Origin of the sequence: Streptomyces mirabilis (assembly GCF_039503195.1) — a bacterium.
Taxonomy (GTDB): Bacteria; Actinomycetota; Actinomycetes; order Streptomycetales; family Streptomycetaceae; genus Streptomyces; species Streptomyces mirabilis_D.
In genome coordinates this window covers 7,193,147-7,212,487 of sequence record NZ_JBCJKP010000001.1, presented here as the reverse complement: position 1 = coordinate 7,212,487, position 19,341 = coordinate 7,193,147, and the positions used below count along the sequence as shown (strand labels likewise).

The following is a 19,341-nucleotide window of genomic DNA, read 5'->3' as shown; positions in this document are numbered from 1 at the left end:
GTTCAAGCTTTTTCGCACGTTAGGCAGATATATACCGCAAATCAAACACGAAACGGGCTAATCACCCTTGTGCCGCAACGAACTCGGGCTGTCGCGGAGTTCCTCAGCGATCCCCTTCGAGGAATCGACCCTCGTCGAGGTCGGTGGTGAACCGCTCCAGCCGCCTTGTCGCGTCGGCGAGATCGTGCTTGGCCACGGCCGTAATGACCAGCAGCTTCCGGGTCAGCGCCATCCGTACGCCCTCCGGGACTTGCAGTGCGCGCACTCTTGTGTGCGCTTCCTTCAGTTGGGCCGCGACTGCCGCATAGAGCTCGAGTTGGCCGTCGTGTTCCATGCACAGATTGTGCCATCTGGGGCGAGTTGTCGCCTGCCCAGGGGGTAACTGCCGCCCCTGGAGAGGGTCCTGGGCGCCCCGGAGCACCGCGTCCCCAAGAGGCGCGTACCCAGGCAATCTCCGTTGTAACTGGGGGAGTTGGAGCCTCTCGAAGGGGCGTTCCAGGGGCGTCCGGGGGCAGACACAGCTGTACCCCCAACCGTCCACGATTGGGGGTACAGAGGGGTGTTGCGGTGGCTGAAATCAGCCCTGCCTCAGCCGCGAAGCGGCGCGGGCGTCAGACCTGGAGCGTCTTCGGCTTGTGCGACGGCCGCTTGGCCTCGTACTCCGCGATGTCGCCCTCGTTCTGGAGGGTGATGGAGATGTCGTCCAGCCCGTTCAGCAGCCGCCAGCGGGCGTTCTCGTCGAGCTCGAAGGCGGCGGTGATGCCCTCGGCGCGCACTTCGCGGGCCTCCAGGTCGACCGTGATCTCGGCCTCGGGGTCCTTCTCCGTCAGCTCCTGCAGCGCGTCCACGATCTTCTGCTCCAGAACCACCGTGAGCAGGCCGTTCTTGAGCGAGTTGCCCCGGAAGATGTCCGCGAACCGGGACGAGATGACGGCCTTGAAACCGTAGTTCTGCAGCGCCCAGACGGCGTGCTCGCGGGAGGAGCCGGTGCCGAAGTCGGGGCCCGCTACCAGGACCGTGGCGCCCTTGCGCTCGGGCTGGTTGAGGATGAAGGACGAGTCCTTGCGCCAGGCCTCGAACAGCCCGTCCTCGAAACCGTCCCTGGTCACCTTCTTGAGCCAGTGGGCGGGGATGATCTGGTCGGTGTCGACGTTACTGCGGCGCAGCGGAACGGCCCGGCCGGTGTGCGTGGTGAATGCTTCCATGACTTCTCAGACTCCAGCGGGCGTGCGGGCGGCAGACGAGTCGGCGAGATCGGCCGGGGAGGCCAGGTGGCCGAGTACGGCGGTGGCGGCGGCGACCTGCGGCGACACCAGGTGCGTACGGCCGCCCTTGCCCTGCCTGCCCTCGAAGTTGCGGTTCGAGGTGGACGCGGAGCGCTCACCGGGGGCCAGCTGGTCGGGGTTCATGCCCAGACACATCGAGCAGCCCGCGTGCCGCCACTCGGCGCCGGCCTCCTTGAAGACCACGTCCAGGCCCTCGGAGACGGCCTGCAGACCGACCCGCGCGGAACCGGGGACCACCAGCATCCGTACGCCGTCGGCGACTTTGTGGCCCTCGACGATCGCGGCGGCGGCGCGCAGGTCCTCGATGCGGCCGTTGGTGCAGGAACCTACGAAGACGGTGTCGACCTTGATGTCGCGCAGCGGCTGCCCGGCGGTCAACCCCATGTACTCCAGGGCCTTTTCGGCGGCCATGCGCTCCGAAGCGTCTTCGTACGAAGCCGGGTCGGGGACGGACGCCGAAAGCGGCGCTCCCTGGCCGGGGTTGGTGCCCCAGGTGACGAACGGCGCCAGCGACGGGCCGTCGATGACCACCTCGGCGTCGAAGACCGCGTCCTCGTCCGACTTCAGGGTCTTCCAGTACGCGACCGCCGCGTCCCACTCCTCGCCCTCGGGGGCGTGCGCACGGCCCTTGAGGTACTCGAAGGTGGTCTCGTCGGGGGCGATCATGCCCGCGCGGGCGCCGGCCTCGATCGACATGTTGCAGATGGTCATCCGGGCTTCCATCGAGAGCTTCTCGATGGCGGAGCCGCGGTATTCCAGGATGTAGCCCTGGCCGCCACCCGTACCGATCTTGGCGATGATCGCCAGGATCAGGTCCTTGGCGGTGACGCCGTCGGGCAGCTCGCCGTCGACCGTGATGGCCATGGTCTTGGGGCGGGCCAGCGGCAGCGTCTGGGTGGCCAGCACATGCTCGACCTGCGAGGTGCCGATGCCGAACGCCAGCGCGCCGAAGGCGCCGTGCGTGGAGGTGTGGGAGTCGCCACAGACCACCGTGGTGCCGGGCTGGGTCAGACCCAGCTGCGGTCCCACCACGTGGACGACGCCCTGCTCGACGTCACCCAGTGAGTGCAGCCGTACACCGAACTCGGCGCAGTTCTTGCGCAGGGTCTCCAGCTGGGCCCGGGAGACCGGGTCCGCGATGGGCTTGTCGATGTCGAGGGTCGGGGTGTTGTGATCCTCGGTGGCGATGGTGAGGTCGAGACGGCGCACGGGACGCCCCGCCTGGCGGAGGCCGTCGAAGGCCTGCGGGCTGGTCACCTCGTGCAGCAGGTGCAGATCGATGAAGAGGAGGTCGGGCTCGCCCTCGGCGCGCCGGACGACATGGTCGTCCCAGACCTTCTCCGCGAGTGTCCTACCCATCGCTTTCCCTCCGGCCGGCCTGTGTGGCGCCGGCCCAACTAGAGATTTCCGGGGCGGCGGCATCCGCACCCCTCGTCCGGACGCCCTCCACCGGGCCCGTTGGTCCGCGGGCCGCTGTGTCTACAAGGGTGGCGCGTTCCACCGAAAATTGAACTTGCGTTTCACAGAGTGAGACGCGAGTATCGTTGCATGGACAACAGTAGCGGCGTCGGCGTTCTGGACAAGGCAGCCCTTGTCCTGAGCGCTCTGGAGTCCGGTCCGGCCACCCTCGCGGGACTGGTCGCGGCGACCGGACTGGCACGACCCACGGCACATCGCCTCGCCGTGGCACTCGAACACCACCGCATGGTGGCGCGTGACATGCAGGGCCGTTTCATTCTCGGCCCCCGCCTCGCCGAACTGGCCGCGGCCGCGGGCGAGGACCGCCTCCTCGCGACGGCCGGCCCGGTGCTCACGCACCTGCGCGACGTCACGGGCGAGAGCGCCCAGCTCTACCGCCGCCAGGGCGACATGCGCATCTGCGTCGCCGCGGCCGAGCGCCTGTCCGGCCTTCGGGACACGGTCCCGGTCGGCTCGACGCTCACGATGAAGGCCGGTTCCTCGGCGCAGATCCTGATGGCCTGGGAGGAGCCGGAGCGTCTGCACCGCGGTCTCCAGGGCGCCCGCTTCACCGCCACGGCGCTCTCGGGCGTACGGCGCCGGGGCTGGGCCCAGTCGATCGGCGAGCGCGAGCCGGGCGTCGCGTCGGTCTCCGCGCCGGTGCGCGGACCCTCGAACCGGGTGGTCGCCGCCGTCTCGGTCTCCGGTCCGATCGAGCGCCTGACCCGGCACCCTGGCCGTATGCACGCCCAGGCGGTCATCGACGCCGCCGCCCGCCTCTCCGAGGCCCTCCGCCGCACCGGCTGAGCCACACCTCCAGTACGACACCGGTCCAGCACGACACCGGGGGACGAGCCGGCCTCAACGCCGCGGCAGGCTCACCCCCGAACACCTCCCTCCCTGCTCCGCCCCCAGGGACGCGAGGAACTGCGCGCTCAACCACGCACAACCCGCACAGCCCGATCAGCCATCGCCCCCAGGGACGCGAGGAACTGCGCGCTCAGCCACACACAACCCGCAGAGACCGACCGACGGTCACCCCCAGGGGCGCGGGGCGCAACCACCCGCAGCCGACCCGCACCATCCGGTCAACCCGCCACTCCCCCGGCCTCAGCTCCCGCCTTGGGCGACCGATGAGCGAACCGGTCCGCCGCCCGCCGCCCCCGCTTCTCCACGGGCAACGCCCCGTACGCGGCCGCGAGCCCGAAGGGCGGCATGTCCGCGTAGATCGACTCGTACGACCCCTCCGGCACCACATACGCCTCGTGCCAGATCCCCACGTGCTGCCGCACCTTCCCCGCCCGTTCCTTGCGGTTGATGATCGCCCACACCTTGTGGTGGAACATGTCGGGCGCCGACGCGTACGCGTACAGCTTCTCCTTGGACTCCCAGTACTGGACGACGTAGTACGTCCGTGGTGACGCCGTCAGCAGGACGCGGCCGAGCAGGCCCCGACTGCCGTCCTTCTCCAGGTCCCGCACCATGCGCAGCATGGCGAAGAACACCGGCACCCACTGGTGCACCGCCCAGAAGTGGTTGACGCGCATGCCGATCAGCAGGACGACCACGTCCCCCTCGGCTGCTGCGGTGGTACGGCCTGCGGTCACCCGGGTACCGGACATCTCGTCCCTTCCGTTGGCGAGCGGCGCTATCCGATGGCGCCATGCTTGGATAGTGACGCCACCCAAGGAAGGGCGCAAGAGATGCGGCTGTCGGAGTTGAGCGAGCGGAGCGGGGTGTCCACCGCGACGATCAAGTACTACCTGCGGGAAGGGTTGTTGGCTCCCGGGCGCCAGGTCAACACGACGACGGCCGACTACGACGAGAGCCATCTGCGCCGGCTGCGGCTGGTGCGGGCGCTGATCCAGGTGGGCCGGGTGCCGGTGGCCACGGCCCGGGAGGTTCTCGGACACATCGACGACGAGTCCCTGGGCCGGACGATCCGGCTCGGCGCGGCCCTGTGGGCGCTGCCGCAGGAGCCCGAACCGGACGATCAGGACCCGGCCGTCCGGTCCGCGCGCCGCGAGGTGGACCAACTGCTGGCGGACCTGGGCTGGGAGACCGCACGGGAGCTCGCACCCCTCTCCCCCGTGCACCGTTCGCTGGTGGCGGCGGTGGCCACGCTGATCCGACTCGGCTATTCCTGGGACGCCGAACTCCTGGCGCCGTACGCGGAGTTGATGCACCAGGTGGCGATGCGGGACCTGGACTACCTGGAGACGCACACGTCCGACGCGGAGCGGGTGGAGACCGCGGTCGCCTCGGCCGTGCTCTTCGAGCCGGTGCTGCGGGCGCTGCACCGGCTGGCGCAGGAGCAGGAGTCGGCGCGGCGGTACGGCATCGAGTGAGCGGTCGTACGGGCAGGGCACGTCGGGCCGTACGACGGGGTGCGGGACCGGCCGGGAAACGCCTACGGGCCCCCACCGAAGTGGAGGCCCGTAGGACTCTGTACCCCCGACCGGATTCGAACCGGCGCTACCGCCTTGAGAGGGCGGCGTGCTAGGCCGCTACACAACGGGGGCCTTGGATCTTGCGTTTCCGCAGATCCGAGCTGGGCTACCAGGACTCGAACCTAGAATGACGGTACCAGAAACCGGAGTGTTGCCAATTACACCATAGCCCATGGTGGTTTAGACCATTAAATGGTTTAGACCAGTACCCCCGACCGGATTCGAACCGGCGCTACCGCCTTGAGAGGGCGGCGTGCTAGGCCGCTACACAACGGGGGCCCTAGCGATCCTGCATGAGAGACAGCGGGTGCGACCCGGACTGTCTTCCTGGGAAGGATCTGTACCCCCGACCGGATTCGAACCGGCGCTACTGCCGTGAGAGGGCAGCGTGCTAGGCCGCTACACAACGGGGGCGTTGCGGAGTTGATCTCCGCATTTGCAGATGAGCTCTGCGAGCTGGCCTACCAGGACTCGAACCTAGACTAACGGAACCAGAAACCGTCGTGCTGCCAATTACACCATAGGCCACTGAAACTCAATCCCTTGCGGGATCTTGTTTTAGCTAGCGCCTCCGAGTCCCGGCCTTTCGGCCCGCTCTCGGCGGCGCAGGAAGAACATTACCTGAAGGTGGACGACGCTCCAAAACGGGTATCGGCGCCGAGGATCGCGGGGAGTTCGGCCAGCGAGGCGATCCGGTGCGGACCCGTCGGCGGATCACCTGCGGCGGCGTGAGTGCCGTCCCGGTCGATCCAGACGGAGAGCAGGCCGGCCTCGGCGGCGCCCCGTCCGTCGATCTCCGGGTGGTCACCGACGTAGGCGACCCGATGCGGCGGCAGTTCCAGGGCTTCGCAGGCCGCGTGGAAGGCGGCCGCGGCGGGCTTGGAGACGCCGAGCTCGGCGGCGCACAGGATCGCCTCGAAGCGGTCGTGCACACCGAGGACCCGCAGCTTGCGGTCCTGCACGAGGAGGCTGGAGTTGGACAGGACCGCGTGTCGGTGGCTGGCGACGAGGCTGTCCAGGACGGGCAGGACGTCCGGGAAGAGGCTCCAGGCGGACTCGTAGTGCGTGATGTAACGGTCGAACCACGCGTCGGCCTCGGTGTCGCTCAACGGCTCCTCCAGGAACACCCTCACGCGTTCCCTGCGCTGGCCCTGCCAGTCCGTCTCACCCGCCGAGAACCGCGCCCACTGCGCGTCGGTGACCTCGCGCCAGCGCGCGAGGGCCTGCTCGACGGACGCGCCGCCGAGCAGGCCCTCGGCCGCCAGATGGTTCCGCATGCCCGCCCTGTCCGCGGCCGTGTAGTCGAAGATCGTGTCGTCGATGTCCCAGACCACCGCGTCGATGCTCATGCACCGACCGTATCCCCGGGCGCGGGCGGCTGTCCCTCAGCCGGCCGTGGTCGTACCCGTCAGAGCGTGGGCCGGCCCCGGGCCGTCGCGCGGCTCGGCGGTCAGCTTCCAGGCGTAGGTGCCGGACGGAACGAAGGCGCCGGAGTCCGTACGGGCGTCCCAGGCGGGGCGGACCGCGGCGGCGGTGGAGCCCAGCTGGACGGTGGCCACGGGTGTGTCGACGCTCGGCGCGGCGTGCGCGGGCGCGGTGAGCACGGCGCACGACAGGGCCGCGGCCCCGCTGAGGGCCACTGCGGCAAGTCTTCGTGGACGGGTCACGTTCCCCTCCCCTGAAACATGGTGCACAGACGCGTCATGAGCACGGGGGAGATACAACTGGCCCGCCGGAGCGGGAGTTGACAGGAATGGTGAACTCCAGGTGATGGGTCGGCGCACACAAGGGGGGCGGCGTCCGAACCGGACACCGCCCCCCTGTGCGTACACCATGTGCCTACGCGGCGAGCCGCTCCAGTGCGGCGTCGACCCGGGCCAGCGTCTTCTCCTTGCCCAGGATCTGCAGGGACTCGAAGAGCGGCAGGCCCACCGTGCGGCCGGTGACGGCGACGCGGACCGGCGCCTGGGCCTTGCCGAGCTTGAGGCCGTGCTCCTCACCGGCGGCCAGGACGGCCTCCTTGAGGGACTCCGGGGAGGACCAGTCGGCGGCGTCCAGCTTCTCGCGGGCCGTGCGGAGCAGGGCGTCGCTGCCCTCCTTCATGGCCTTCGTCCAGGAGGCCTCGTCGACGGCCGGCTCCGGCAGGAACAGGAAGTCGACGTTGTCCGTGATCTCGGAGAGGACCTTCATCCGCGACTGGGCGTACGGGGCGATCGCCTGCCACTTCGCCTCGTCGAAGTTCTCCGGCGCCCAGGGGGCGAACGGGGCCCGCAGCCACGGGGCGCAGCGCTCGGTGAAGTCCTTCACGTCGAGCAGGCGGATGTGGTCGGCGTTGATCGCCTCGCACTTCTTCAGGTCGAAGCGAGCCGGGTTCGGGTTCACGTCCGTGACGTCGAAGGCGGCGACCATCTCCTCGATGGAGAAGATGTCGCGGTCCGCCGAGAGCGACCAGCCGAGCAGGGAGAGGTAGTTCAGCAGGCCCTCGGGAAGGAAACCGCGCTCCCTGTAGAGGTTGAGCGAGGACTCCGGGTCACGCTTGGAGAGCTTCTTGTTGCCCTCGCCCATGACGTACGGCAGGTGGCCGAAGGCGGGGGTCTCCTTGGCGATGCCCAGCTCGATCAGCGCCTTGTAGAGGGCGATCTGCCGCGGGGTGGAGGAGAGCAGGTCCTCACCGCGCAGGACGTGGGTGATCTCCATCAGGGCGTCGTCGACCGGGTTGACCAGCGTGTAGAGCGGCGCGCCGTTCGCCCGGACGATGCCGTAGTCCGGAACGTTCTCCGGGAGGTAGGTGATCTCGCCGCGCACCAGGTCCGTGAAGGTGATCGCCTCGTCGGGCATCCGGAAGCGGACGATGGGCGTGCGGCCCTCGGCCACGTAGGCGGCCTTCTGCTCGTCGGTGAGGTCGCGGCAGTGGCCGTCGTAGCCGGAGGGCTTGCCGGCGGCGCGGGCGGCCTCGCGGCGGGTGTCCAGCTCCTCGGTGGAGCAGTAGCAGGGGTACGCGTGGCCGGCGTCCAGCAGCTTCTGGGCGACATCCTTGTAGATGTCCATGCGCTGCGACTGGCGGTACGGCGCGTGCGGGCCGCCGATCTCGGGGCCCTCGTCCCAGTCGAAGCCCAGCCAGCGCATCGAGTCGAGCAGCTGGTTGTACGACTCCTCGGAGTCGCGGGCCGCGTCGGTGTCCTCGATGCGGAAGACCAGAGTGCCTTCGTTGTGCCGGGCGAACGCCCAGTTGAACAGGGCGGTGCGGACCAGGCCCACGTGGGGGTTGCCGGTCGGGGACGGACAGAAACGTACGCGGACGGTCGCGTTAGCCACGCTTGATCACCTTGTTGGTGAGAGTGCCGATGCCTTCGATGGTGACGGCGACCTCGTCGCCGACGTTCAGGGGGCCGACCCCAGCCGGGGTGCCGGTGAGGATCACGTCGCCGGGGAGCAGCGTCATGGCCTCGGTGATGTTGACGATCAGGTCCTCGACGGAGTGGATCATCTCGCTGGTGCGGCCGAGCTGGCGCTGCGCGCCGTTGACCGTGCACTGGATCGTGATGCCCTCGGCGATCGCGGCGAGGTCGAGGTCCGTCTCCACCCAGGGGCCGAGCGGGCAGGAGTTGTCGAAGCCCTTGGCCCGGGCCCACTGCTTCTCGCGCTTCTGGACGTCACGCGCGGTGACGTCGTTGGCGCAGGTGTAACCGAGGATGACGTCCTTGACGCGCTCGCGCGGGACCTCGCGGCACATGCGGCCGATGACCACGGCGAGCTCGGCCTCGTGGTGCAGCTCGCTGGAGAAGGAGGGGTACTGGATCTCGTCGCCGGAGCCGATCACCGAGGTCGACGGCTTGAAGAAGGCGAACGGAGCGTCGGGCACCTCGTTGCCGAGTTCCTTCGCGTGCTCCGCGTAGTTGCGGCCGAAGGCCACGACCTTGTTGGGGAGCACCGGCGGCAGCAGCCGCACCTTGCTCAGCGGGACCTTCGTACCGGAGAGCTCGAAGTCCGCGAACGGAATGCCCTTGATGATGTCGAGGACGAGCTCGTCCGGCTTGTCGCCCTCGACCGCGCCGAAAGCGACGTTGCCGTCGATGGAGAACCTGGCGATGCGCACGGGATCCTTGCGCCCCTCACTGAGCTGGCTGGAGTCTGACGCTCCAGGCTAACGCGGGGAAGGGGGCACGCCTCGCGTATATCCGCCGGTGGGCCGCAAGCCCTGTGCGCCGACGGCTGACCATCGTGTGTGCCGGGCGGCTGCCCGCCGTGCGCGCCGGTGGGCCGCAAGCCGTGCGCTCCGGCGGCTGCCCGCCGTGTGTGCCGGTTGGCTGTGCGCCGCCGGCCACCAGCGCCGGGGGCCGTCCTCCCCATGCCTCCGGCCATCGGCCGTAGGAGGCGGCCGGCCGCCGACCGTGCGCGCGGGGCGACCGGCGACCATGCGTGCCGTCCGTCGGCGATCGGCGCCTGGCGGCCCATCAGCCACCCGCGTCGCGCGACGCTCGGCCCTGCGCGGCGGCCGGCCCCGGCGCGGTGAGTCGGCGGCGGTCCGCGTGCGTACTACTCGGCGACGGCAGCCGCGACCGGGGCTTCCATCAGGATGGTGCGGCGGGGGTTGGCGGTCTGGGTGGGGAGGTCGACCGAGTGCTCCGGCTGCTCCGGCGTCTGCAGCGCGTCGGCGTCCTCGAGGTGCGCCAGCGTGGTGCGTCGCGGGTTGGCTATGTTGCGGAACATCATGGTCGTCTTCACTGTTGTCCTAGACCTCGTGGTGGTGGGCGCCGCGGGAGGTCAAGGACCGCCTGGTCGGCGCGGGTTGTCGGATTTGCCATCCATGTAAAGCGTCAGGCTAAACATGCAATTCCCGGTCGGAGCCGTGAAGACCTCATGATCGCCATGTGAGTTTGCTCACTTACTAGCAGGCAAACCGGTCAATTCAGGCCGTCGACTCACCTCGACGAAACGGACATTGCTCCACTGAACCCACCATTCCGCTCCTGATCATCGCGACTGGGACACCCCTCGCACACCCATGGCTCGTAGGCATACGCCCCTTATGTACGAGATCACTTTCTACGTCTCGTAACGCATCCCTCACAAGGTGTCACGGTGGTCACAGCCTGGTACACGGGCCTTGTTGGAGATCCTGCACTGTGCTGGAATTCCACGGACCGCCGCGGGATCCAACCGGCGCACAGGGGGCGCGACTCAGCGCCGGGTGGCGGCGGGAAGGGGGAGCAGCGCCGGTCACTCACGACCACACCTGGGGGCGTATCTGCGCCCCTGAACGACGCCGACACCGTCCCGCCGTTTCCGCGGAGGGGCGCCTGGTCCAGAGGTTGCGACGCTAGTGCAGGGACGTTTCAAGAGGGATGGCAGCGCTTCGGCGGAGCCGGAGCCGCACGGCGGGACCGACCGCGGTTCCTCGCCCCAGCACGCCCAGAACCCGGGACAATCAGAACTCGGCGGCGGTGAGCGCTCCGCGCGCCCCGGCGCGACGGCTCCCGACCAACCACCCGCGAAGCCGAAGGGTCCCCCCGGCCCCGGCTCCCGAATAGCTCTGCGCAACTGGCGCATCTCCACGCGTCTGGTGTCGCTGCTCGCGCTCCCCGTGGTCGCCGCGACCACCCTGGGTGCCCTGCGCATCAACCAGTCGATGGACGACATCCAGCAGCTCGACAACATGAAGCTGCTGACCGACATGACCAAGCAGGCGACCGAGCTCGCCGCCGCCCTCCAGAAGGAGCGCGACCAGTCGGCCGGCCCGCTCGCGCACGGCGCGAAGCCCAACGACATCACGGTCAAGGGTGTCCGCGACGCGACGGACGTCGCCAAGCAGCAGTTCATCACCGGCACGCAGGAGATCGACACCGCCAGCGCGAACGGACAGCTCACCGGTGTCCGTGACAGCCTCGTGGCCATCGCGGGCGAGCTGAACAAGCTGAACACCATCCGCAACGGCGCCTACAGCGACCCCAAGAACTCCTCGCAGACGGTCGACGGGTACCACCGCCTCATCACGCAGCTGATCAGCCTCTCCCAGGACATGGCCGAGGCGACCAGCAACCCGGAGATGATCTCGCGCACCCGCGCCCTGTCGGCCTTCTCCTCCGCCAAGGAGTACGCCTCCGTCCAGCGCGCCGTCATCGCCGCCGCGCTGCCCGCGGGCAACACGACCTTCGGCCAGCTCTCCGAGAACGACCGGCTGTACGCGAACTCCGCGCAGGACAGTGAGGCCTCCGAGCGCACCAGCTTCGCGAGCATCTACGGCTCCGGCGCGGAAGACCTCACCAAGCCGATCGACCAGGGCAACCCGACCATCCAGGCCGCCGACGCGTACTCCAACCGCGTACTCGGCTCGACGGGCGGTCTGAACACCCAGGACAAGCGCTCGTACAAGGACTGGGTCGACGACGACACGGCCAAGATCGAGCAGATGTCGAAGATCGAGCTGACGCTGCTCAACCAGATGGAGCAGAAGGCCCGTGAGCTGAAGAACGCCTCCCAGCAGGAAGCGATCATCTCCGGTGCGCTGATCCTGCTGGTCCTCGGCGTCTCGCTGGTCGGCGCCTTCGTCGTGGCCCGCTCCATGATCCGCTCGCTGCGCCGGCTCCAGGACACCGCGACCAAGGTCGCCCAGGACCGTCTGCCCGAGCTGGTCAAGCAGCTCTCCGAGTCCGACCCGCAGGACGTCGACACCTCCGTCGAGTCCGTCGGTGTGCACTCGCGGGACGAGATCGGCCAGGTGGCCGCGGCCTTCGACGACGTGCACCGCGAGGCCGTACGACTGGCCGCCGAGCAGGCCCTCCTGCGAGGCAACGTCAACGCGATGTTCACCAACCTCTCGCGCCGCTCCCAGGGCCTCATCCAGCGTCAGCTCTCGCTCATCTCCGAGCTGGAGTCCCGCGAGGCCGACCCGGACCAGCTGTCCTCCCTCTTCAAGCTCGACCACCTCGCGACCCGCATGCGCCGTAACGGTGAGAACCTTCTCGTTCTCGCCGGTGAAGAGCCCGGCCGCCGCTGGACCCGCCCGGTCCCGCTGGTCGACGTGCTCCGCGCCGCCGCCTCCGAGGTGGAGCAGTACGAGCGCATCGAGCTGTCCTCGGTCCCGACGACGCAGGTCGCCGGCCGGGTCGTCAACGACCTCGTGCACCTGCTCGCCGAGCTCCTCGAGAACGCCACCTCGTTCTCCTCCCCGCAGACCAAGGTCAAGGTCACCGGTCACGCGCTGCCCGACGGCCGCGTACTGATCGAGATCCACGACACCGGTATCGGCCTCTCCCCCGAGGACCTGGCCGCGATCAACGAGCGGCTCGCCTCGCCGCCCACCGTGGACGTCTCCGTCTCCCGCCGCATGGGTCTGTTCGTGGTCGGTCGTCTGTCGCAGCGGCACGGCATCCGCATCCAGCTGCGTCCGTCCGACTCCGGTGGCACGACCGCGCTCGTCATGCTCCCCGTCGATGTCGCCCAGGGCGGCAAGAAGGCTCCGGGCAAGCCGGGTCCGGGTGGTTCCGGTGGTCCGGCCGCCGCACAGGCCTCGGCCGGTGTCGCGGCGGCCCGCCGCGGCGGCCAGGGCGGCGGTCCGTCCCTCGGGGCGGGTGCCCCCGCCGGTGGTGGCGGTCTGCTCGGTGCCCCGGCGCAACGCGGACAGGTCGGCGCAGGTCAGGGTCCGCGGGCCGCGCTCCCCGGCAGCAACCAGGACGGTCGCCCGGGTGGGGCGCGTGGACCGCAGGGTCCCGGCAACCAGGGTCGGCCGGCCCCGGCCGGTGCGGGTGCCTTCGGTCAGGGCCCGCAGGGCCTGCAGGCCGCCGGAACCGGTGCCCCCCAGGGCTTCGGCGACGGACCCGCGGCCCGCCAGGGCTTCGACTTCGGTGACAGCAGTGCCCCTGCGGCCACTCCTCCGCAGCAGCCCGCGGGCAACAAGGGCGGCGGCCGTCGCAGGCCGCAGCTGCCCGGACGCGGTGGTCCGCGCGCCGAGCTGCCCGGTGGCAGCCCGCAGCAGTCCCGGCCGAGCTGGAGCGACGACAACGCGCAGCCGCCGGTGCCGCGCGCGTCCCTCGACACCCCGCGTGGTCACGAGGAACCCGACTCCACTTCGCGGATGCCGCGGATCGACGACCGGCAGGATCCGGCCGCGACCTCGGAGATGCCGCGCATCGACGACCGCCAGGGTCCCGCAGCCACCGCGGGGTTCCCCCGTCCCGACTTCGACGCCCCGCGCCCCGGCATGAACACGCCGCAGAACAACGGGCAGAACAACGGTCAGTTCGTCCGCCCCGACGTGTACGGCTCCTCGGGCACGGCTCCGGCCGCCACGGGCCAGTTCGCCACCCCGGGCTACGGCGCCTCCCAGGACCCGTCGTCCACCGGCCAGTTCGCGACGCCCGGCTACGGCGCCTCCCAGGACCCGTCGTCCACCGGCCAGTTCGCCCGGCCGGGTTACGGCAACGGCCAGGACCCCTCGTCGACCGGCCAGTTCGCGACGCCCGGCTACGGAAACCGCCAGGACCCCTCGTCCACCGGCCAGTTCGAGCGCCCGGCGCCCCCGCAGCAGCGGCCCACGCGTCCGCAGGAGCCCGAGGCGCTGCCGCCGGCGACGGGGCCCGGTGACGGACGTACGCCGCTGTACGACACGCTGGAGACCAACTGGTTCCACGGTCAGGCGAACGGCTCCCAGAACGGCTCCCCCAACGGAGCTCACAACGGCGCCCAGAACAACGGCGTCCACACCAACGGCTCGCAGCCCTCGCAGCAGCCGCCTCAGACCCCCACAGCACCACCGCAACGGCCGGCCGCCGCACCGGCCTCCGCCAACTGGCGCACCTCGCCGAACGACGACCTCGTCCGGCAGGCAGAACGCGTCCGTCAACCGTCGGCGGGCGGGGTCACCACCTCAGGCCTGCCGCGCCGCGTCCCGCGAGCCAACCTCGTCGCGGGCACGGCACAGCAGCAACAGCACCAAACTGGTCCGCAGGTCTCCCGTGCGCCTGATGACGTACGCGGCCGGCTGACCAATCTCCGTAGGGGCATTCAGCAGGGTCGACAGGCCGGTACCGGCCAGACCGGCAGCTTCCCCAGCCCCACTCACCAGCAGGAGCGTTAGTTGAGCCCGATGAGCCAGGCGGCACAGAATCTGAACTGGTTGATCACCAACTTTGTGGACAACACCCCTGGGGTGTCCCACACCGTCGTCGTGTCCGCCGACGGGCTCCTTCTGGCCATGTCCGAAGGATTCCCACGCGACCGCGCCGACCAGCTTGCGGCCGTCGCCTCCGGCCTGACCTCGTTGACCGCCGGGGCTTCCCGGATCTTCGAGGGCGGCACGGTGGCCCAGACGGTCGTCGAAATGGAGCGCGGCTTCCTCTTCCTCATGTCCGTCTCGGACGGCTCGTCCCTGGCGGTCCTCTCCCACCCGGAGTGCGACATCGGCCTTGTCGGCTACGAGATGGCGCTGCTCGTCGATCGGGCGGGTGCCGTACTCACGCCGGACCTGCGCGCTGAACTCCAGGGAAGTCTGCTCCACTAAAGGGCCCTGGTTCTAGAGACTGCACGAAATCACCGTCCGGCCGCCACAATCCCCCCACCGGCCCCAACAGACGGCACGAATGACCGACTTGCTGTCCCGCCCGGAGGATTCATGACCCCGCCCACCGCCTCTCATGATCCGTACGCACAGCCGTACGGGGACGAGGGCGACCAGCCGCTGGTACGTCCGTACGCGATGACCGGCGGCCGGACCCGGCCGCGGTACCAACTCGCCATCGAGGCGCTGATCAGCACTACGGCCGACCCCGCGCAGTTGATGGGGCTGCTCCCCGAGCACCAGCGGATCTGCCACCTTTGCCGTGAGGTCAAGTCGGTGGCCGAGGTGTCGGCCCTCCTGTCCATGCCACTCGGCGTGGCCAGGATCCTCGTCGCGGACCTCGCGGAGGCCGGACTCGTCGCCATTCACCAGCCTGGCGGCGATGAGAACAACGGCGGCGCGCCGGACGTGACTTTGCTCGAAAGGGTGCTCAGTGGACTTCGCAAGCTCTGACGGAGGTCGGACGACCACCTCCGCGAAGATCGTGGTGGCGGGCGGCTTCGGCGTGGGCAAGACCACGTTCGTCGGCGCCGTCTCGGAGATCAACCCGCTGCGCACCGAGGCCGTCATGACGTCCGCGTCCGCCGGCATCGACGACCTCACGCACACCGGAGACAAGACGACGACCACCGTCGCCATGGACTTCGGCCGCATCACCCTGGACCAGGACCTGATCCTGTACCTCTTCGGTACGCCGGGTCAGGACCGCTTCTGGTTCATGTGGGACGACCTGGTCCGCGGCGCCATCGGTGCCGTCGTCCTGGTCGACACCCGCCGTCTGGCCGACTGCTTCCCCGCGGTCGACTACTTCGAGAACAGCGGCCTGCCGTTCGTCATCGCCCTCAACGGCTTCGACGGACATCAGCCCTACAACCCCGAAGAGGTGCGCGAGGCGCTCCAGATCGGACCGGACGCCCCGATCATCACGACGGACGCCCGGCACCGTGCGGATGCGAAGAGCGCGCTCATCACGCTGGTCGAGCACGCGCTCATGGCACGTCTGCGGTAGCACTCAAGTCGACAGCTTCATAAGACAGTTGTCGTAGGGACATTGGAGCCGGCTGTGTCGTTTGACACGGTCGGCCACAGTGTTCATAACGTTTCGACATGGAATTCGGTGGACACCGACACGCATCGCGGTCATTCGGTGTCGCTGTGCTCACAAAAGCCCCGTCTTTTGACGGGGCTCGCTCTTTATGACCGTTTTATCTAGGGGATACGTCACCCGGAACCAGCGGTTCCGAGTGTTTGGAAGGGCGCTGCCTGACGTGCTGGAATGCGCTGAACTGCCCAGTAGTCAAGGGCGCTGGAGACACCGCGGCACAACGTAGGTGCCGACGCCGAGAGGTTGTTGGTCGAGTGAGGCGAAGCAAGAACGGTCCCGAGCCGTCGGCACGGGGCAACTTCACCCCGCCGCCGCGCGGCGCGGCGCCCGCACAGGTGCGCGTCCCGGAGCCCACGCCGGCGCCCCCGCCGAGCGGCGGTCGTCTGTCCCCCCGTAACTGGCGTGTGCCCACCAGGCTGAACGCGATCCTGCTCATACCTGTGATCGTCGGCCTCATCATGGGCGGCTTCCAGGTGAAGAACTCGATCGACACCTGGCAGGAGGCCCGCGACGCCGAGAAGGTCGCCAAGATCGTGGCGGCCTCCAGCGACTACGCGGAGGCTCTGCTCAACGAGCGTGACGTGTCCGCCGAGCCACTGCTCAAGGGCGACCGGAACAACGCCACGGTCAAGAAGGTCCGCGCGACCACCGACCAGATGGCCGACGCCTTCCACAAGGAAGTCGTCGGCATGCCGGCCAAGCAGGGTCTTGAGCGCCGGCTGAGCCTGGTGGTGAAGGCCGAGCCCCAGCTGGACCAGATCCGCAAACTCGCCTTCACCAAGGCCATGGACCCGGTGCAGACCGAAGAGGGCTACGTCACCGTCGAGCACCTGCTGATGGAGTTCTCGAACGAGCTCGGCCTCGGCACGGGCAACATCACGAGCTACGGCCGTTCGGTGTACGCCATCGCGCTCGCCAAGGGCGCCGAGTCGCTGCAGCGCTCGATCGGCACCCACCTGCTGGTCAAGCCCAGCACCGACCCGAAGAACCACGCGCTGCAGGTCACCTCCTTCACCTCGTACGCGTACCTGGAGAACATCGCTCTTCAGGAGTACGTCTCCGGTGGTACCGAGGCGGACGCCGCCCGGCTCACCACGGTGATGGAGCAGAAGACCGCCGAGGGCAAGAGCCAGCTGGCCGCGGCCAAGAGCAAGACCGAGGCCGCGGGCGGGACCTTCGTGGCGCCGCCCGCCATGGACAAGATGATCCAGGCGATCGCCAGCGGCGCCACGCCCACCCAGCTCGCCGCTCAGGGCATCACTCCCGAGACGTGGATGGCCGCCGCCACCCTCAAGTTCCAGGGCTACAGCCAGGTCGAGAACGAACTCATCGACCGGGCCGTCAACGACGCCGGAAGCATCGCCTCCGACGCCCAGCGCCAGGCCTACATCAACGGCGCCATCGTCGTGATCGCCCTGCTCGCCGCGTTCATCCTGGCCGGGCTCATGGCCCGCCAGATGAGCCGCGCGATGCGCCAGCTGCGCAACGCGGCCTTCGGGGTCGCCGAGCAGCGTCTGCCGATGCTGGTCGACCAGCTCTCGCGCACCGACCCGGGCCGCGTCGACACCCGCGTCACGCCCATCCCGATCACCACCACGGACGAGATCGGCGAAGTCGCCCGCGCCTTCGACCAGGTCCACCGTGAGGCCGTACGACTCGCCGCCGAGCAGGCCCTCCTGCGAGGCAACATCAACGCGATCTTCACCAACCTGTCGCGCCGCAACCAGTCCCTGATCGAGGGCCAGCTGACCCTGATCACCGACCTGGAGAACAACGAGGCCGACCCGGACCAGCTGGAGAACCTCTTCCGTCTGGACCACCTCGCGACCCGTATGCGCCGCAACGGCGAGAACCTCCTCGTCCTCGCCGGTGAGGAGCCGGGCCGCCGCTGGGACCAGCCGGTGCCCCTCGTGGACGTCCTGCGCGCCGCCTCCTCCGAGGTGGAGCAGTACGAGCGCATCGAGCTCTCCGGCGTCCCGGAGGCCGAGATCCACGGCCGCGCCGTGACCGACCTCGTGCACCTGCTCGCCGAGCTCCTGGAGAACGCCACCACGTTCTCCTCCCCGCAGACCAAGGTCCGCGTCACCGCGACCCGGCTGCCCGACGGCCGCATCATGGTCGAGATCCACGACAAGGGCATCGGCCTCACCGCCGAGGACTTCGCGGACATCAACCACAAGCTGGCCAACCCCCCGACCGTGGACGCCGCGATCTCGCAGCGCATGGGCCTGTTCGTGGTCGGCCGGCTGTCCGACCGGCACGGCATCCGCGTCCAGCTGCGCCCCTCCGGCGAGCAGGCCGGTACGACCTCGCTCGTCATGCTCCCCGACGCGATCACCCACGGTGGTGGCGGCGGCGAACAGCAGCTCCAGCGCGACGAGTTCACCGTCTCGCAGATCATCCCGGAGCCGCAGAGCTTCCAGCCGGAGCAGGCCTTCCAGTCCCAGGCCCAGCCGATGCGCACCGCCGCCGAACTCGGATTCGACGACAGCCGCTACACGGAGGTCCCCGACGACATCCGGGAGCTGGACCCCGTCGGGCGCTCGCTGATGCGTGAGGAGCGCCGTGCGGCCCTGGAGGCCCAGGCACAGGGCCAGCCGGATGCCATCGAGCCGCCGAGGTACCAGGAGGACTTCGAGGCCCCCCAGCCCGCGTACGACGACGCTCAGGCCTCCTACGGGAACGGGCAGCCCGGGTACGACAACGGCCAGGGTGCCTTCGAGGAGCAGCAGGCCTCGTACGACCAGCAGACGGGGTACGAGGAACCGCAGCAGGGGACGTACGACGAGACGTACTTCCCGTCGAACGGCGGCTACCCGGAACCCGCGTACGCGGAGCCGGTCCAGGAGGAGCACACGGGAGCCCGGAGTTCCGCTTCGGACACCTTCCCGACCTTCGACGAGCCGTCCTACCAGGACGACTGGCCGCAGCAGGACTCGTACCGGAACGGCTACCCGTCCGAGTACGCTCCCGAGGCGGAATCTTCGCAGGCCGCTGACGTGGGTGAGCAGGACCGCGTAGGCTTCAGCCGTCCGGGACCGACCTCCTCCGCCCCCCATGCGCTGACCGACGCAGGGCTGCCGCGCCGCGGATCCACCGCGAGCGGCACCAACGGCCAGCGGCCCGTGGACCATGGCACCCAGGGGGTTCAGGCACCGCCTGCGGCCACCGGGAGCAACGGCGACGGCGACTGGCGTACGTCCAACGACAACCGCTGGCAGCGCGCCGAGCAGCTCAAGAAGCCCAAGGCGGGCGGGGTCACCTCGTCCGGTCTTCCCCGGCGGGTGCCCAAGGCCAATCTGGTCGAGGGAACCGCGGAAACGACCCCACAGGGCGGCCCCCAGGTCTCCCGCGCTCCCGAGGACATCCGGGGCAGGCTGAGCAACCTGCGCCGCGGCGTCCAGCAGGGACGCAATGCAGGTAGTGACACGAACGGCCAGGGCTTCGGTCCTGACAGCACCTACAACCAGGAGCGTTAGTGTGAGC

The 19,341-nt window shown here is 69.4% G+C and carries 16 protein-coding genes and 5 tRNA genes; 7 read left to right on the top strand and 14 right to left on the bottom strand.

Annotated features, from left to right (window positions below; translation table 11 throughout):
- Positions 1–103: 103 nt before the first annotated feature.
- The 3 genes from AAFF41_RS33185 to leuC all read right to left on the bottom strand — a co-directional run bounded on the left by AAFF41_RS33185 (position 104) and on the right by leuC (position 2,645).
- Positions 104–334, bottom strand: coding sequence for an SCO5555 family protein (locus tag AAFF41_RS33185; RefSeq protein ID WP_054235400.1), 231 nt, complete (start codon positions 332–334; stop codon positions 104–106).
- Positions 335–611: 277 nt separating this feature from the next.
- Complete coding sequence (leuD, locus tag AAFF41_RS33180; protein ID WP_054235401.1) at positions 612–1,205, bottom strand: 3-isopropylmalate dehydratase small subunit; 594 nt, start codon at positions 1,203–1,205, stop codon at positions 612–614.
- Positions 1,206–1,211: 6 nt separating this feature from the next.
- Positions 1,212–2,645 (bottom strand): 3-isopropylmalate dehydratase large subunit, encoded by a 1,434-nt coding sequence (gene leuC / locus AAFF41_RS33175; RefSeq protein ID WP_060901228.1) that lies wholly within the window; start codon positions 2,643–2,645, stop codon positions 1,212–1,214.
- Positions 2,646–2,834: 189 nt separating this feature from the next.
- On the opposite strand from leuC, the gene ndgR reads away from it, so the two are divergent.
- Complete coding sequence (gene ndgR, locus AAFF41_RS33170) at positions 2,835–3,551, top strand: IclR family transcriptional regulator NdgR (protein ID WP_015036427.1); 717 nt, start codon at positions 2,835–2,837, stop codon at positions 3,549–3,551.
- Between the two features lie 281 nt (positions 3,552–3,832).
- Here ndgR and AAFF41_RS33165 read toward each other — a convergent pair whose 3' ends face one another.
- Complete coding sequence (locus tag AAFF41_RS33165; RefSeq protein ID WP_054235403.1) at positions 3,833–4,366, bottom strand: DUF4188 domain-containing protein; 534 nt, start codon at positions 4,364–4,366, stop codon at positions 3,833–3,835.
- Between the two features lie 81 nt (positions 4,367–4,447).
- On the opposite strand from AAFF41_RS33165, the gene AAFF41_RS33160 reads away from it, so the two are divergent.
- Positions 4,448–5,092 (top strand): MerR family transcriptional regulator, encoded by a 645-nt coding sequence (locus AAFF41_RS33160; protein ID WP_319747157.1) that lies wholly within the window; start codon positions 4,448–4,450, stop codon positions 5,090–5,092.
- A gap of 101 nt (positions 5,093–5,193) precedes the next feature.
- Here AAFF41_RS33160 and AAFF41_RS33155 read toward each other — a convergent pair.
- The 10 genes from AAFF41_RS33155 to AAFF41_RS33110 form a co-directional block, all read right to left on the bottom strand.
- Positions 5,194–5,266, bottom strand: a tRNA-Glu gene (locus AAFF41_RS33155).
- Between the two features lie 29 nt (positions 5,267–5,295).
- Positions 5,296–5,367: transfer RNA gene (locus tag AAFF41_RS33150), tRNA-Gln, on the bottom strand.
- Positions 5,368–5,400: 33 nt separating this feature from the next.
- A tRNA-Glu gene (locus AAFF41_RS33145) sits at positions 5,401–5,473 on the bottom strand.
- Between the two features lie 62 nt (positions 5,474–5,535).
- Positions 5,536–5,608 (bottom strand) — tRNA-Glu (locus AAFF41_RS33140).
- Between the two features lie 42 nt (positions 5,609–5,650).
- Positions 5,651–5,722, bottom strand: a tRNA-Gln gene (locus tag AAFF41_RS33135).
- An 89-nt stretch (positions 5,723–5,811) separates the two neighbouring features.
- Positions 5,812–6,543 (bottom strand): HAD family hydrolase, encoded by a 732-nt coding sequence (locus AAFF41_RS33130; protein ID WP_319747155.1) that lies wholly within the window; start codon positions 6,541–6,543, stop codon positions 5,812–5,814.
- Between the two features lie 36 nt (positions 6,544–6,579).
- Positions 6,580–6,861, bottom strand: a complete 282-nt coding sequence (locus AAFF41_RS33125; protein ID WP_319747152.1) for a T9SS type B sorting domain-containing protein — start codon at positions 6,859–6,861, stop codon at positions 6,580–6,582.
- A gap of 172 nt (positions 6,862–7,033) precedes the next feature.
- On the bottom strand, positions 7,034–8,509 hold the full coding sequence (gene gltX, locus AAFF41_RS33120) for a glutamate--tRNA ligase (RefSeq protein ID WP_319747150.1): 1,476 nt from the start codon (positions 8,507–8,509) through the stop codon (positions 7,034–7,036).
- A complete protein-coding gene (locus AAFF41_RS33115) occupies positions 8,502–9,290 on the bottom strand; it encodes a fumarylacetoacetate hydrolase family protein (protein WP_319747147.1) in 789 nt (262 codons plus the stop codon). Before AAFF41_RS33115 ends, gltX begins: the two co-directional genes overlap by 8 nt.
- Positions 9,291–9,730: 440 nt before the next feature.
- A complete protein-coding gene (locus AAFF41_RS33110; RefSeq protein ID WP_097286380.1) occupies positions 9,731–9,919 on the bottom strand; it encodes a hypothetical protein in 189 nt (62 codons plus the stop codon).
- Positions 9,920–10,517: 598 nt separating this feature from the next.
- Between AAFF41_RS33110 and AAFF41_RS33105 the strand changes: the two genes are divergently transcribed.
- From AAFF41_RS33105 to AAFF41_RS33085, 5 genes are all read left to right on the top strand, one after another.
- Positions 10,518–14,270, top strand: a complete 3,753-nt coding sequence (locus tag AAFF41_RS33105) for a sensor histidine kinase (RefSeq protein ID WP_319747145.1) — start codon at positions 10,518–10,520, stop codon at positions 14,268–14,270.
- A 9-nt stretch (positions 14,271–14,279) separates the two neighbouring features.
- The gene (locus AAFF41_RS33100) at positions 14,280–14,693 is read left to right on the top strand and encodes a roadblock/LC7 domain-containing protein (RefSeq protein WP_010984127.1); all 414 of its coding nucleotides are present in this window, start codon (positions 14,280–14,282) and stop codon (positions 14,691–14,693) included.
- 111 nt (positions 14,694–14,804) lie between these two features.
- On the top strand, positions 14,805–15,203 hold the full coding sequence (locus AAFF41_RS33095; protein ID WP_054235411.1) for a DUF742 domain-containing protein: 399 nt from the start codon (positions 14,805–14,807) through the stop codon (positions 15,201–15,203).
- On the top strand, positions 15,184–15,759 hold the full coding sequence (locus tag AAFF41_RS33090) for a GTP-binding protein (protein ID WP_054235412.1): 576 nt from the start codon (positions 15,184–15,186) through the stop codon (positions 15,757–15,759). The genes AAFF41_RS33095 and AAFF41_RS33090 overlap by 20 nt, the downstream gene beginning before the upstream one ends.
- A 350-nt stretch (positions 15,760–16,109) precedes the next feature.
- Positions 16,110–19,334 carry a sensor histidine kinase gene (locus AAFF41_RS33085; protein WP_319747143.1) on the top strand — a complete coding sequence of 1,075 codons (3,225 nt, stop codon included), beginning with the start codon at positions 16,110–16,112 and terminating at the stop codon, positions 19,332–19,334.
- Positions 19,335–19,341 lie beyond the last annotated feature (7 nt).

Bases quoted from the DNA above. Each gene is read 5' to 3' on its own strand.
- AAFF41_RS33185 (WP_054235400.1), bottom strand. From the start codon at position 334: ATGGAACACGACGGCCAACTCGAGCTCTATGCGGCAGTCGCGGCCCAA.
- AAFF41_RS33100 (WP_010984127.1), top strand. From the start codon at position 14,280: ATGAGCCAGGCGGCACAGAATCTGAACTGGTTGATCACCAACTTTGTG.
- AAFF41_RS33130 (WP_319747155.1), bottom strand. From the start codon at position 6,543: ATGAGCATCGACGCGGTGGTCTGGGACATCGACGACACGATCTTCGAC.
- ndgR (WP_015036427.1), top strand. From the start codon at position 2,835: ATGGACAACAGTAGCGGCGTCGGCGTTCTGGACAAGGCAGCCCTTGTC.
- leuD (WP_054235401.1), bottom strand. From the start codon at position 1,205: ATGGAAGCATTCACCACGCACACCGGCCGGGCCGTTCCGCTGCGCCGC.
- leuC (WP_060901228.1), bottom strand. From the start codon at position 2,645: ATGGGTAGGACACTCGCGGAGAAGGTCTGGGACGACCATGTCGTCCGG.
- AAFF41_RS33165 (WP_054235403.1), bottom strand. From the start codon at position 4,366: ATGTCCGGTACCCGGGTGACCGCAGGCCGTACCACCGCAGCAGCCGAG.
- AAFF41_RS33095 (WP_054235411.1), top strand. From the start codon at position 14,805: ATGACCCCGCCCACCGCCTCTCATGATCCGTACGCACAGCCGTACGGG.
- AAFF41_RS33160 (WP_319747157.1), top strand. From the start codon at position 4,448: ATGCGGCTGTCGGAGTTGAGCGAGCGGAGCGGGGTGTCCACCGCGACG.